This is a genomic window from Nocardiopsis flavescens, assembly GCF_900141985.1.
Lineage (GTDB): Bacteria > Actinomycetota > Actinomycetes > Streptosporangiales > Streptosporangiaceae > Nocardiopsis > Nocardiopsis flavescens.
In genome coordinates this window covers 113,511-125,833 of the sequence record NZ_FQZK01000003.1, presented here as the reverse complement: position 1 = coordinate 125,833, position 12,323 = coordinate 113,511, and the positions used below count along the sequence as shown (strand labels likewise).

Sequence of the window (12,323 nt, the reverse complement as noted above, 5' to 3'; positions counted from 1 at the left end):
GCCCGGTACGGGCCACCCGCAAGCATCCGAAGGGAAGAACGTGAGCACACCTCCTCCGCGCGCACTCTTGTACGGGGACGTGGACCTGAACATCATCGACGGTTCAGCGATCTGGGCGCAGTCGATGGCACAGGCCCTGGCCGCCGCCGGATGCGAGGTCACCCTGCTGCTGAAGGCCCCGGTGCGCACCGACCGGCTCGTCGCGCCGCTCGCGGACGTCCCCGGCATCCGCCTGCTGCGTCCCTACGAGGACAAGCTGGTCCCGGACGCCGGACCGCGGGGCCTCACACCGGAGCAGGCCGTCTCCCTGCTGGTCTCCCGGCACGAGCGGACCCCGTTCGACCTCGTGGTCGTGCGGGGCAGGCGGCTCGCCGGGCTGGCCGCCCAGGAGGAGACCCTGGCCGGGCGGCTGTGGACCTACCTCACCGACTTCCCGCACGCGGTGGACGGGTTCACCGCCACCGCCGTCGCCGAGCTCACCGAGATCGCCCTGGCCTCCCGGTTCCTGCTCTGCCAGACCGAGGAGCTGCGGGCCTTCCTGGAGTCGTCGGTGCCCGCCGCCTGCGGCCGCTCCGTGCTGTTCCCGCCGGTGGTGGTGGTCCCCGGGGACGCCCGCGCCGACGGGCAGGTGCACGCCCGCGCCCGCCTGGCCTACACCGGCAAGTTCGCCCCGGCCTGGAACACCCTGGAGATGACCGGGCTCCCGGCCGCCCTGGAGCGCCGCGGCGTGGACGCCGAGCTGGTGATGATCGGGGACAAGGTCCACGCCGACCCCGCCGACTGGTCCAAGCGCATGCGCAAGGCGCTGGACGGCACCCCGGGTGTGGACTGGCGGGGCGGCATGGCGCGCGCGGACGCCCTGCGCGCCTCCGCCGAGTGCGACTTCGGCCTGTCCTGGCGGGACCCGTCGATGGACGCCAGCCTGGAGCTGTCCACCAAGGTCCTGGAGCTGGGCGCGCTGGGCCTGCCGGTGGTCCTCAACCGCACCCCCATGCACGAGGCCAAGCTGGGCGCCGACTACCCGCTGTTCGCCGGGGCCGACCTGGACTCGGTGGCCGAGGTGGTCGCCCGCGCCTACCACGACCGCTCCGTGTACGCCGAGGCCGCCGCCCGCTGCCGGGCCGCGGCCGAGGACCACACGCTCGAACGCGCGGCCGGGCGCCTGCGCGGGTACCTCGCCGAGGCGCTGCCGCCCGCCCCCGCCGGGGTGGACGCCGAGCGCCCCCTCAAGGTGGTCGTGGCCGGTCACGACATGAAGTTCTTCACCCGGCTCGCCGAGTACCTGTCCTCGCTGCCCGGCTTGGACGTGCGTATGGACGAGTGGGAGGGCCTGGGCACCCACGACCAGTACCGGTCGCGGGAGCTGGCCGGGTGGGCCGACGTGGTCATCTGCGAGTGGTGCGGGCCCAACGCCCTGTTCTACGCCAAGTGGAAGCGGCCCGACCAGCGGCTCATCGTCCGGCTGCACCGGTTCGAGCTGTACGCGGAGTGGCCGCGCAAGCTCGACATCGACAAGGTCGACGCGGTCGTGTGCGTCAGCCCGCACTACGCGGACCTCACCCGCGAGATCACCGGCTGGCCCGCCGACAAGGTCGTGGTGGTCCCCAACTGGGTGGACGACGAGCAGCTGGCCAGGCCCAAGCTCCCCGGGGCGGAGTACTCCCTGGGCATGGTGGGCATCGCGCCCTCGCGCAAGCGGCTCGACCGCGGCCTGGACGTGCTCGCGGAGCTGCGCCGCATGGACCCGCGCTACACGATGTCGGTCAAGACCAAGCAGCCCTGGGACTACTGGTGGATCTGGAACCGCCCGGAGGAGCGCGCCTACTTCGAGCGCGTCTACCGGCGGATCCAGCGGGACGGCGACCTGGCCGGGGCGGTGGTGTTCGACCCGTTCGGGCCGGACGTGGCCACCTGGCTGCGGCGGGTCGGGTTCATGCTCTCCACCAGCGACGACGAGTCGTTCCACCTGGCGCCGGCCGAGTGCGCCGCCTCGGGCGGCGTGCCCGCGCTGCTGCCCTGGCCCGGGGCCGACACCATCTACGACCCGCACTGGATCCACGACGACGCGGTGGCGATGGCCGAGGCGATCCACGCGACGGTGAGCGAGGGGCGCTTCGCCTCGGAGGCCGGGCGCGCCCGCGCCGAGGTGGTCGGGGCCTACAGCCTGGGCCGGGTCCGCTCGCTGTGGACCGACCTGGTGGTGCGGGGCAAGGTGCCGGTGCCGGCCGGGGCCTGAGAGCGGGTGCGGGCCCGGGCGGCGGGCCCGCACCGGCGTCCGGGCCGGACCGCGGCGGTCAGACCGGACCGGTCATCTTGGACAGGCCGCCCGCCCCCGCGGGCAGGAACAGCGCGAAGGTGGTCGGGCGGGCCTGCACCAGCTCGATCCTGGCGCCCTCGGACTCGGCGATGTGCCGGGCCAGGGCCAGCCCCAGGCCGGTGCCGCCGTCCCCGCTGACCTCGCGGTCGAAGATCCGCCCGCTGAGGTGCTCGGGGACGCCCTCGCCCTCGTCGCTGACCTCGATGCGCACGGACTGGCCGGTGTCGATGCGCCGGATCGTCACGGTGCCGGCCCCGTGCTTGTAGGCGTTCTCCACCAGGGTCGCGAGGATCTGGGCGAGGTCGGTGGGCACGGTCATCGCGGTCAGCCCCGGTGAGCCGGTGACCAGGAGCTTGCGCCTCTCCTGCTGGAACACGGGGGCCCACTCCGCCTGGAGGTGGTTGAGGACCGGGTCCACCGGGACGGCCTCCACCTCCGGGTTCTGGCTCTTGCGGGCCCTGCCCAGCAGGCTCTCCACGGTCTCCACCAGCCGCTCGGTCTGGGCCAGGGCCGCCGCGCCCTCCTCCCGGACGACCTCCGGGTCGTGGGCCTCGGCGACGATCTCCTCCAGCCGCATCGTCAGCGCCGTCAGCGGGGTGCGCAGCTGGTGGGAGGCGTCGGTGGCGAAGTGGCGCTCGGTGGCGATCAGCCCCGCGATGCGCTCGGCGCTGCGGTCCAGCACCTCGGCGACCCGGTCGGCCTCCGGGATGCCGTAGCGGTGTCCCCACGGCGTGGTCACCCCCGAGCCCAGGCGCTCGGCGGTGGCCGCCAGGTCGACCAGCGGCAGGGTCAGCCTGCGGGCCTGGAACATCGACAGCCCCACCGCCACGCCGATCGCCAGCAGGGACAGCGAGGCGATGCCCAGCCAGGCGCGCACGACGCTCTGCTGCACCTCCTCGCTGCTCATCCACACCTCGACCACGGTGCCCCGCCCGGTGGTGGCCGTGGCCCGCAGCAGGGGCGGGCCACCGGGCGCGTTCGGCTCCAGCCCCGGTCGCCCGGCCGTCACCGTGCTCGCCCCGTCCGCCGTCGTGATCCGGATGAACCGCTCCGGGTGGTCCCGGTCGAACTCGGCGGGGTCGATCTCGTCGTGGATCTCCAGCATGGTGTCGCTCTCGGCGCCGATCAGCTCCGCCTCGCCCTGGAGGGCGCGATTGCTCTCGTCGTGCACCAGCTTGTAGGTGAGCGCACCCAGGGGCAGTCCGAGCAGCATGACGGCGATGACGGTCACCACCAGGGTGGAGAAAACCATCCGCCTGCGCATGTCACCTCATGTTCGTCCGACCGGGAGACGGCCGGCCCGGGCGGGGCGCACCGGACACGCGGTCCGGTCAGTCCCGCTCGAAGCGGAAGCCCACTCCCCGGACGGTCGTGATGTACGACGGCTGGTTGGCGTCGTCCCCGAGCTTGCGCCGCAGCCAGGAGATGTGCATGTCGAGGGTCTTGGTCGAGCCCCACCAGTTGGTGTCCCACACCTCGCGCATGATCTGCTCGCGGGTGACGACCTTGCCCGCGTCGCGCACCAGCACGCGCAGCAGGTCGAACTCCTTGGTGGTCAGCTGGAGCTCGCGCTCGCCCAGCCAGGCCCGGCGGGAGTCGTTGTCGATGCGCACGCCGTGGACGACGGGCACCTCCGCCCCGCCCCGCCGCAGCAGGGCCCGCACCCGGGCGAGCAGTTCGGCCAGCCGGAAGGGCTTGGTGACGTAGTCGTCGGCCCCCGCGTCGAGGCCGACGACGGTGTCGACCTCGTCGGCGCGGGCGGTCAGGATGAGGATCGGCGTTCCGTGGCCCTCGGCCCGGAGCCGACGTGCCACCTCCAGGCCGTCCATTTCGGGCAGGCCCAGGTCCAGGACCATCAGGTCGATGTCCCCCGCACGGGCACGGTCGAGTGTCTCAGTGCCGTTGACGGTCACATCCACCGTGTAGCCCTCGCGGCGGAGTGCGCGCGCGAGAGGCTCGGAGATCGAGACATCGTCTTCGGCCAGCAAAACGCAGGTCATGCTGTCGATCGTAGGTCGGGGGTCGTGCATTTCCCTATTATGCGCGCCGGATGGCCCAAGGTTGGCCGAAAATACGGATTCCACATACCGGACAAATGGTTCAGCTGTTTAATTCTTGGACTTTCTTTGCCTTCGCTTGGTGAAAACCCGGTTCTTGGTGAAGTGGGGAACGGCCGTCGGGCGCCGGGCGTCGGCGGGTCGCCGACCACCGGACCCGGATGGCCGTTTCTGTGCCGCCAATGGGATGATCCGTGAGGAAAGGTGGCAGTATCACGGTGATTCGGGTATCGGAGTGACGAGACCCCGGGCTTCGCCGTCGACCGCTCGACGCCGATGACGAGGAGAGAGCGCACGTGAACCCCCACCCGGAGCCCGGACGACAGCAGTGGAACCTCCCGCCGGAGCAGGGGCGGCCCGTCCAGCCGCCGCCCGCCGGGCCCCCGCACCGGGGCGGGCCGCCGCCCGGACCGCCCGCGGGGCCGCCGCCCCCGCCCGGACCGCCGCCCGGCGGCGGTTACGGCGCGGGGCTGCTGGCCGTCCTCGTGGTCATCACCGTCCTGGCCGGCGGCACGTTCCTGGGGGGCGGGCTGGTGGTGGGCGACCGGCTGGTGTCCTCGTGGGCGGCACCGGAGCCGAGCCCCTCCCCCTCGCCCCCGGCGGAGCCGCCCGAGCCCGAGCCCACGGATACCGCCCCCGAGCCGGAGCCGGCGCCGACGTCCGGGCCGCCCGAGGAGCCCACGGCCGCCCCCGAGGACCTGCTCACCGCCGACGACCTGGTGGCCGAGCTGCGGGACGAGTACGACATCGAGAGCCGGAGCAACCTGACCCCGGACATGTGCACCCCGGAGGACGGGGAGGAGCCGGCGCCCTTCCAGTGCACCTCGGCGACCGACACCCCGCTCGTCCGGGTCATCGCCTTCCCCAACGCCGGTGCGGCGGCGCTGGCCGCCGTCCTGCTCCAGCAGGACCTGGAGGAGGGTGAGGCGGACGCGGTCGACGTCCAGGAGGCCTGCCACTTCGTGCTCGTCTGGTTCGAGGAGGCCGGCACCGACCAGGCCGAGCGCGACGAGATCGCCGACTTCAGCCGCGGGGTCGCGGACTGCGCCTGACCGCCGCCGCGGCCGTGTCGTAACGGGACGAATTGTTCACTCTGAGTGACAATGTGCGGGTGGGCGGTGATCGAGGGTGATCGCCGACCCCATCCCATTCCAGCAGTTTCATCCCGTCCCGGGGTGCGGTCGCACCGGTGCCCGGGGGGAGTCGAGGAGCGTTCCGATGACCCGAGCAGGCACTCTGCGCGCGACCGCCGCCGCGGCCGCCCTGGCCCTGCCCCTGGCACTGGCGGCGCCGGGCGCGGCCGCCGCGGCCCCGGCGGACACCTCCGACGGGCACGACGTGCGCGCCCTCTCCGTCCGCCACTACTACACGACCTGGCGCGACGCCCGCTCCTACTGGTCGCAGGACACCCGCTACGCCACCACCGGCTGGCTGTGGGCCGGACGGCACTACTTCTTCTGCCAGACCCAGGGCACCGCCCACTCCGACGGCGAAGGCGGCCTCTCCACCTGGTGGGTGCTCACCGACGACGACACCGGCAACCGCGACGTCTTCGTCAGCGCCACCGCCCTGCGCGTCTCCGAGCCCTGGAAGCCCGTCGAGGGCCTGCCCCGCTGCTGACGCGCCGGCAGGAGCACGAGGGGCCCCGCCCGGAGGCGGGGCCCCGACGTGTCGGTCAGGCGTCCGGCGCGCCGTCGGCCGCGGCCCTGCGCCTGCGGCTCAGGTACATCGCGGTACCGCCCGCGCCCACCGCGACCACGGCGGCCGCGACCAGGCCCAGGAGCGCGGTACCGGTCCGGGGCAGCGAGCCGCCCTTGCCGTCGTCGCCCGGCTTCGGGCCCTGGGTCCCGGGGTCGGAGGGGTCGTCGGTGGGCCCGTCCGTGGGACCGTCGGTCGGCCCGCCCGTCGGGGACGGCGACGGCGACGGGCCCGGTCCGGTGCCCGGCTCGGGTACGGTCGCCTCCTCGCCCACGACGATGCGGCCGGAGCCGCCCTCGGGGTAGGCGGCCTCGGTGATCCGGCCGTCCAGGGTGTCGGAGACCAGCAGCTCCAGGGCCGCCTGGTAGGTGGAGCCCACCACGGTGAAGTCGGCCCCGCGGAAGGGGTAGAGGTCGCCGCCCCGCGCCGAGAAGTCGTTGGTCACCACCGTGATCGGGTCGCCGTCCACGACCTCGCCGTCCCGCACGATGACCGTGCCGTCGTGCAGGATCGCGTTGCGGACGCGCTCGCCCGGGGTGGTGACGGTGCCGTCCTCCGCGGCGACCTGGGCGGTGCGCTCCGGGTCGTAGGCGAAGTTCACGCCCGCCACCTGCATGAAGCCGCCGTTGGCGGCCGGGGCCGCGGCCACGCCCTGCTCCAGCAGCTCCTTGACCTGGGAGCGCGGGAGGTCGGGCACCACGGCCACCTGGTTGGCGAACGGGGCGACCGAGTAGGTGTCCAGCACGCTCAGCGGGCCCGCCGGGATCACCGAGGCGTTGCGGATGCCGCCGCCGTTCTGGATGCCGATCTGCGGCTCGGGCACCCCGTACCGGGAGGCGTTGCGCACGCCGGTGTCCAGCAGCCCGTCCGCCACCAGGTTGCCCAGGTTGGTCTCCTGGGTGCGCACGCCCGGGTTCTGGACGCCGTTGAGGTCCACCTCGCTCTCGGCGACCACGGTCTCGGCCAGCTCGGCCACGTAGTCGGAGACCGGCTTGGTGACCTGCGCCTCGACCTCGGCGTGCGGGGCCACCGCGTCGTCCCCGGTGCCCGACACCCGGACGGTGCCGGAGCGCTCCGACACCGACGTGACGTTGCCGTCGGCGTCGAAGTTCAGGACCAGGCGCCCCACGTACTTGTAGTTGGAGCCCGCCGTCACGATCGGCACGGTCTCGCCGTCGGGGTTGACCGCCGTCAGAGGGTAGGAGAGCGGCTCGCCGGTGCCCGGGTGGACGGTGACCTCGTCGCCGGGGACCAGGGCGTCGCCGGCTCCGGCCATGACCTCGTGGCCGCCGCCCGCGACGATCGCGTCGATCCCGGTCAGCTCCCGGGCGACCCGCTCCTCGTAGGTGATGTTCTGGAGGTGCGAGATCAGGACGACCTTGTCGACGCCGTCGGCGTCCAGGCGGTCCACCTCGGCCTGGACCGGGGCGATCAGGTCCTCGACCACCACGTCGCGCGGACTGGTGATGGTGGCCAGCGGCGGGTAGAGGGCGCCGACGATGCCGACGCGCTGCCCGCCCGTCTCCACGACCGTGCTGGGCGCGATCCGGCCGGCCTCCTCCAGCTCGGCCAGCGCCGGCTCGCCGGAGACGTCCACGTTGGCAGCGACCACCGGCACGCCGGGCAGCTGCCCGATGAACTCCGCGTACACGTCGGGGCCGAAGTCGAACTCGTGGTTGCCCATCGAGATCGCGTCGTAGCCCGCGTACCGGGCGGCGACCGCGTCGTAGAACGGCGCGCCGTCCTCGCGGGAGGCGGCGAACTCCGGGCCCGGCAGGTACATGTCGCCGGAGTTGACGGTCACCACCCCGCGGTTCTCGGACTCGCCCTCGTAGGGCGCGCCGGACTCCTCCGCGTCGCGCAGCCGGTCCATCAGGGCGGCGAACCGGGCGGCTCCGCCGAAGTCGTCCTGCCCGGAGGCGGCCAGCAGCTGGGACTCCGGGTCGTTGGAGTGCAGGATCGTCAGCGTGAACCCGGTGTCGCCGGAGACGGGCTCCAGCGGGACGCCGGCGGCACCCGCCGCGGGGGCGAGGGGCACCGTGAGAGCGCCCGTCAGCACCAGCGCGGCCGAGGCGCGCACGAATCTGGACATGGGTTCCGTGCTCCTTCGAGGGGGATCGGGGGACGGCCGTGTGCTCCGCTCGGGGTGGAGGGCGGCCCAGAGACGCAACCCTAGAGGTCATCCCCACCGGTGGTCAGGGGCCCCAGGGTTACGATTTGTGGAATCTGCCGTACCAATGATGATTTTTCGACCCATCCGAATCACCCGCCGCAGGCTTCGTCCTTTCCTCCGGGCCCTACCATGAGGGGGTCGGTGACCCCTGAACCCCTTGGAGGACGGCCGTGGCTCCCTCTGGCCAGGACCCCTATGAGCCCGACGGCGTCCGGCCGCCCGGGGACCTGCCCGACTTCGAGGCGAGCTTCGCGGCGCTGCGCCCGGACGCGCCCCTGCCCCGCAGGGTGGCGGTCGTGCGCATCCTGATGTTCATCGGCGGCGCCTGCGGCATCGCCATGGCGCTGCTCTTCGTCCAGGGCCTGGTCATCCCCCAGGCGCAGATGGAGGAGGCGCTGGCCGTCCAGGCGGAGATGCTCGCCGAGCAGGGCGTGCGGATGGAGCTGGGCGTGGAGGCCATGCGGTCAGTGATCCTCGTCCTGGCCCTGGTCACCGGTGTCTACGGGGTGCTGTCCACCCTGCTGGCCGCACGCATCCGGCGCCGCACCGTCGGCGTGTTCTGGGGCGTGGTGCTCTTCCACGGCGCCGCGGGCGCGCTGCTGGCCTGGAACCTGGTCTCGGGCGTCTGGGAGGCCGCGGTCCCGCTGGGCTTCGCGGTGTACATGGTCACCGTCATGTTCGGCCGCCAGGCCCGCGCCCACTACGGCCTGCTCTGACCCCTCTCCCCGCCGAGGAGGCGCGGCCTCCTCCGGGGCGGCTCCGGCGGGCGCACCGCCACCCCGGTCCAGCACCGCTCCATCAGCTCGCGCAGTCCCGGCGCCCCGTCCAGCTCCAGCACCCGCGCCAGCAGCCCGGACGCGTCGGGCCGCTCCCCGGGCTCCTTGGCCACGGCCGCCTCCACCAGCGCCTTCAGCCCCGGAGGCAGGTACTCCAGGTCGGGCTCCTCGAACAGCACCCGCCGGGCCATCTCCTTGGCGGCGGCCCGGCCGAACGGGTCGTGGCCCAGGGCGGCGAACGCCACCGTCGCCCCCCACAGGAACACGTCCGAGCGCTGGGTGGTCGGCCGGCGCGAGTACTGCTCGGGGCTGATCCATCCGGGCGTGCCCAGCTTGTCCACCCACGCGGTGATCCGCTCGTCGGGCAGCGACTCCGGCGAGGGCAGCTTGAGATCGCGGTAGGCGCGGCGCATCCGCCGCAGCCGGATCCACTTGGTGGGGTCGGGGTCCTCCACGGGGTGCGCGATCCCGAAGTCCACCAGCTTGGGCCCCTTGGCCGACAGCACCACGTTGCCCGGCTTGAGGTCGCGGTGCACCACCCCGGCGGCGTGGACGGCGCGCAGCGCCTCGGCCGTACCGGCCGCGACCCCGAGCAGCATCCCCTTCTTCAGCCGGCCGAACCGCTCCACGTGGTGGCGCAGGGTCGGGCCGGGCACGTACTCGGTGATCATCCACGGCAGCTCGGCCTGCACGTCGGCCCGCACGAAACGGGCCACCGCGGGGCTGTTCACCCGCGCCAGCAGCCGGGCCTCCAGGGCGAAGCGGTCCCGGAACCGCGGGTCCGAGGCCTGCTCGGCGTGGATCACCTTGACCGCCAGGTAGCCGCCCGAACCGGGGGAGGCCGCGGCGTAGACGGTGCCCATACCGCCCGCCCCGACCCGGCCCACGATGCGGTGGCCGCCGACCTCCTCCGGGTCACCGGCCTCCAGGGGGCGGAGCCTGCGGATGCCGCGCGCCTTCATGGGGGCTCCCGGGGGTCTGGGGGTGACGTGAGCGGGAGTCTATCCACCGCCCGGCCCGGCGACGGGGACCGGCCGCCCGGAGCGCGTCCGATATAAAGGTGGCGGTACCCCCTTCCCCCCGAGGAACCGCTTGGACGTCACACTCGACGACGGCCGTACGATCCGCCTGGGCCCCGGACAGGCCGACGCCCTGCTGGGCGCGGCACCGCTGCCGGACGCCCCGCACGTGTGGTCGCCGGTGTACCTGGGGGCGCCGGGCAACGCGGCGCTCATCGGCCTCGGACTGGCGGAGCGCACCTCCCAGGGGTTCCTCGGCCTCACCCCGCTGGGCCACGACGTGCGCGCCCGCCTGCTCGCCCCGGGGGAGGGGCGCGCCACCCTGGACCCGCAGCTGCCGGACGCGCAGAGGCGGGCGCTGCTGGTCGCCCTCGCCGGCCCGGCGACGGGGCGGGGGCTGAGGGAGAGGCGCTGGAACACCCTGCACGCCGCCTACGCGGCGGTGTTCCTGTTCGCGGCCTTCCGGCTGCCCTCGACGGACGCGTCCCTGCCCGTGCTCGTCCTTTCCACCCTTGCGCTGGTCGCCGCCTATACGTTCTCCGTGCGCCTGGCCGAGGGGGCGCGGGCGCGCCGCGACCCCCGCCGGGCCCTGGAGTCCCTGTCCGGCCGCTACGTCCTGCCCGAGCACGTGGAGGGGGAGTACCGGGAGCTGCTGGAGCGCGCCCGGCGCGCGGTGGACGCCGTCCTGTGCTCGGAGCCGCACCGCGAGGGGCTGCTGCTGGACACCGTGCGCAACCGGGTGGTCCTGGCCGAGACCGAGTGGACCGTCGCCCGCGGCCTGGCCCGCCTGTCCGACGAGGCGGCGCGCGCCGCCGGCACCCCGGTCGCCGGGGAGCGCTCCCGCGCGGCCGCCGAACGGGCCCGCGCGGCCCTGGCCGGGGAGCGCGGCCACCTGGAGCGGCGGATCGGGCTCCTGGAGGAGTACGCCCGACGCGTGCGCGCCTTCGAGGACGAGCGCGACGACGCCGCCTCGGCCCGCGAGTTCGACGCGATCGCCGACCGCGTCGTCGGCTCCGGCGCCGCCCACGGCCTCCACGACGAGCAGTTGGCCTCCCTCGTACGCGCCCAGGAACTCGCCCTGCGCCTCTCCGACCTCACGGCCGACGGACCGCCCGGCTGACCCGCGCCCCCGCCTCGACCGGGGCGGGGCCCTCGCTTTCCCCGCTCAGGCTGCGGGCGGGGTACAGGTCCCCGTGGCCGCCGACAGTCGCGCGGATACCAGCCGGTTCAACGAGACCTGTTGTTCGGCGGCCTCGATGTTCAGCCGCCTGTGTACCTCCGGCGGTACCCGGACCATGAACTTGCCCGAATAGGAGCGGTCGGCGAGGGCCTCGGGGGGCTGTTCCCCGGAGGCGAGCATGTCCTCCACGACATCCGCGGCGAGTTCCTGTATGCCCGTGAACGCCGCGGTGCGGTCGTCGGCGAGCCAGGACAGGGAGGGGAGCTCGGCGACGGTGCCGAGGTAGGACTCGTCCTCCGCCGACCAGCGCACACGGTAGGCGTAGTGGTCTGCTCTGCTCATGACTCTTCCTCCAGCCTCGTGATCGCGGCCAGAACCTGCTTGACCTGGTAGGGCTTCGCCTTGCCCCGGTCGTTCTGGATGTTCACCCGGGGGTCCCCGGGCCAGGGCATCTTGTAGACCTGATGCGAGCCCCCGGCCTGCCGGGGCTCTCCGAAGTAATGCCTGCACACCCGTTCGAGGTCGGAGAACCTCATCGATGCCGGTCGGTTCCGCATCAGGGAAAGGAGGTCGTCGATGTTCGGCACGCGGTCAAAGTATCATTATTGATACTACTCGAAGGGGCGTTCCCGGGCCAGGACCTCGGCGGGGGGATACCGGCCGGCGGCTCCGAAAGTCCGCGGTGTCTGGCAGGCTCGGGGAGGAGAGGAGGCGAACGCCGTGAAGCCCACCCGTTTCATCGACGCCGCCCTGTGGTTCCCCGAGGCCGTCGAGACCGAGCCCTTCGGGCCCGGCACACTCGTGTACAAGGTGTGCGACCGGATGTTCGCACTGCTGTGGGCGGGCGACGACCCCGCCGCCAACCTCAAGTGCGACCCGCTGCACGCCCTGGAGCTGCGCGACCGCTTCACCGGCGTCACCCCCGGCTACCACATGAACAAGGACCACTGGAACACCGTCGCCCTGGACGGCACCGTCCCCGGGGACGAGGTCCTGGAGATGCTGCGCGACTCCTACGTCCTGGTCGCCCGCGGCCTGCGCCGCGCCGACCGGGAGCGCGTGCTGGCCGTGCTCGGCGACGACCTGCCCGAGAGCGGCTGACG

12 protein-coding genes are annotated in these 12,323 nt (G+C 73.5%); 6 read left to right on the top strand and 6 right to left on the bottom strand.

Annotated elements, in window-relative coordinates:
- The first annotated feature begins 40 nt into the window (after positions 1 to 40).
- Positions 41 to 2,236 (top strand): glycosyltransferase, encoded by a 2,196-nt coding sequence (locus BUE45_RS07230; RefSeq protein ID WP_245832875.1) that lies wholly within the window; start codon positions 41 to 43, stop codon positions 2,234 to 2,236.
- A gap of 58 nt (positions 2,237 to 2,294) precedes the next feature.
- Here the strand turns inward: BUE45_RS07230 and BUE45_RS07225 are convergent, their stop codons facing one another.
- Together BUE45_RS07225 and BUE45_RS07220 are read right to left on the bottom strand one after the other, a co-directional pair.
- On the bottom strand, positions 2,295 to 3,581 hold the full coding sequence (locus BUE45_RS07225; protein WP_073376727.1) for an ATP-binding protein: 1,287 nt from the start codon (positions 3,579 to 3,581) through the stop codon (positions 2,295 to 2,297).
- Positions 3,582 to 3,648: 67 nt separating this feature from the next.
- Positions 3,649 to 4,317 (bottom strand): response regulator transcription factor, encoded by a 669-nt coding sequence (locus BUE45_RS07220; protein WP_073376725.1) that lies wholly within the window; start codon positions 4,315 to 4,317, stop codon positions 3,649 to 3,651.
- A gap of 353 nt (positions 4,318 to 4,670) precedes the next feature.
- On the opposite strand from BUE45_RS07220, the gene BUE45_RS32430 reads away from it, so the two are divergent.
- The gene (locus BUE45_RS32430; protein ID WP_073376723.1) at positions 4,671 to 5,426 is read left to right on the top strand and encodes a hypothetical protein; all 756 of its coding nucleotides are present in this window, start codon (positions 4,671 to 4,673) and stop codon (positions 5,424 to 5,426) included.
- Between the two features lie 166 nt (positions 5,427 to 5,592).
- Positions 5,593 to 5,994, top strand: coding sequence for a hypothetical protein (locus BUE45_RS07210; RefSeq protein ID WP_073376721.1), 402 nt, complete (start codon positions 5,593 to 5,595; stop codon positions 5,992 to 5,994).
- Between the two features lie 55 nt (positions 5,995 to 6,049).
- On the opposite strand, the gene BUE45_RS07205 is transcribed toward BUE45_RS07210, so the two are convergent.
- On the bottom strand, positions 6,050 to 8,164 hold the full coding sequence (locus BUE45_RS07205; RefSeq protein ID WP_073376719.1) for a bifunctional metallophosphatase/5'-nucleotidase: 2,115 nt from the start codon (positions 8,162 to 8,164) through the stop codon (positions 6,050 to 6,052).
- Between the two features lie 251 nt (positions 8,165 to 8,415).
- On the opposite strand from BUE45_RS07205, the gene BUE45_RS07200 reads away from it, so the two are divergent.
- Positions 8,416 to 8,961 carry a hypothetical protein gene (locus BUE45_RS07200; RefSeq protein ID WP_073376717.1) on the top strand — a complete coding sequence of 182 codons (546 nt, stop codon included), beginning with the start codon at positions 8,416 to 8,418 and terminating at the stop codon, positions 8,959 to 8,961.
- On the opposite strand, the gene BUE45_RS07195 is transcribed toward BUE45_RS07200, so the two are convergent.
- A complete protein-coding gene (locus BUE45_RS07195) occupies positions 8,946 to 9,983 on the bottom strand; it encodes a serine/threonine-protein kinase (RefSeq protein ID WP_073376716.1) in 1,038 nt (345 codons plus the stop codon). The two genes, BUE45_RS07200 and BUE45_RS07195, sit on opposite strands and share 16 nt — an antisense overlap.
- 130 nt (positions 9,984 to 10,113) lie before the next feature.
- Here BUE45_RS07195 and BUE45_RS07190 point away from each other — a divergent pair, with 130 nt between their 5' ends.
- The gene (locus tag BUE45_RS07190) at positions 10,114 to 11,160 is read left to right on the top strand and encodes a hypothetical protein (protein WP_073376714.1); all 1,047 of its coding nucleotides are present in this window, start codon (positions 10,114 to 10,116) and stop codon (positions 11,158 to 11,160) included.
- 45 nt (positions 11,161 to 11,205) lie between these two features.
- On the opposite strand, the gene BUE45_RS07185 is transcribed toward BUE45_RS07190, so the two are convergent.
- Both BUE45_RS07185 and BUE45_RS07180 read right to left on the bottom strand, forming a co-directional pair.
- The gene (locus tag BUE45_RS07185) at positions 11,206 to 11,562 is read right to left on the bottom strand and encodes a type II toxin-antitoxin system HicB family antitoxin (RefSeq protein ID WP_073376712.1); all 357 of its coding nucleotides are present in this window, start codon (positions 11,560 to 11,562) and stop codon (positions 11,206 to 11,208) included.
- Positions 11,559 to 11,807 (bottom strand): toxin HicA, encoded by a 249-nt coding sequence (locus BUE45_RS07180; protein WP_073376710.1) that lies wholly within the window; start codon positions 11,805 to 11,807, stop codon positions 11,559 to 11,561. The genes BUE45_RS07185 and BUE45_RS07180 overlap by 4 nt, the downstream gene beginning before the upstream one ends.
- A 133-nt stretch (positions 11,808 to 11,940) precedes the next feature.
- Between BUE45_RS07180 and BUE45_RS07175 the strand changes: the two genes are divergently transcribed.
- Complete coding sequence (locus BUE45_RS07175; protein ID WP_073376708.1) at positions 11,941 to 12,321, top strand: MmcQ/YjbR family DNA-binding protein; 381 nt, start codon at positions 11,941 to 11,943, stop codon at positions 12,319 to 12,321.
- Positions 12,322 to 12,323: the final 2 nt, after the last annotated feature.

Coding starts and splice junctions, on each gene's coding strand:
- BUE45_RS07210 (WP_073376721.1), top strand. CDS start 5,593: ATGACCCGAGCAGGCACTCTGCGCGCGACCGCCGCCGCGGCCGCCCTG.
- BUE45_RS07185 (WP_073376712.1), bottom strand. CDS start 11,562: ATGAGCAGAGCAGACCACTACGCCTACCGTGTGCGCTGGTCGGCGGAG.
- BUE45_RS07205 (WP_073376719.1), bottom strand. CDS start 8,164: ATGTCCAGATTCGTGCGCGCCTCGGCCGCGCTGGTGCTGACGGGCGCT.
- BUE45_RS07225 (WP_073376727.1), bottom strand. CDS start 3,581: ATGCGCAGGCGGATGGTTTTCTCCACCCTGGTGGTGACCGTCATCGCC.
- BUE45_RS07195 (WP_073376716.1), bottom strand. CDS start 9,983: ATGAAGGCGCGCGGCATCCGCAGGCTCCGCCCCCTGGAGGCCGGTGAC.
- BUE45_RS07220 (WP_073376725.1), bottom strand. CDS start 4,317: ATGACCTGCGTTTTGCTGGCCGAAGACGATGTCTCGATCTCCGAGCCT.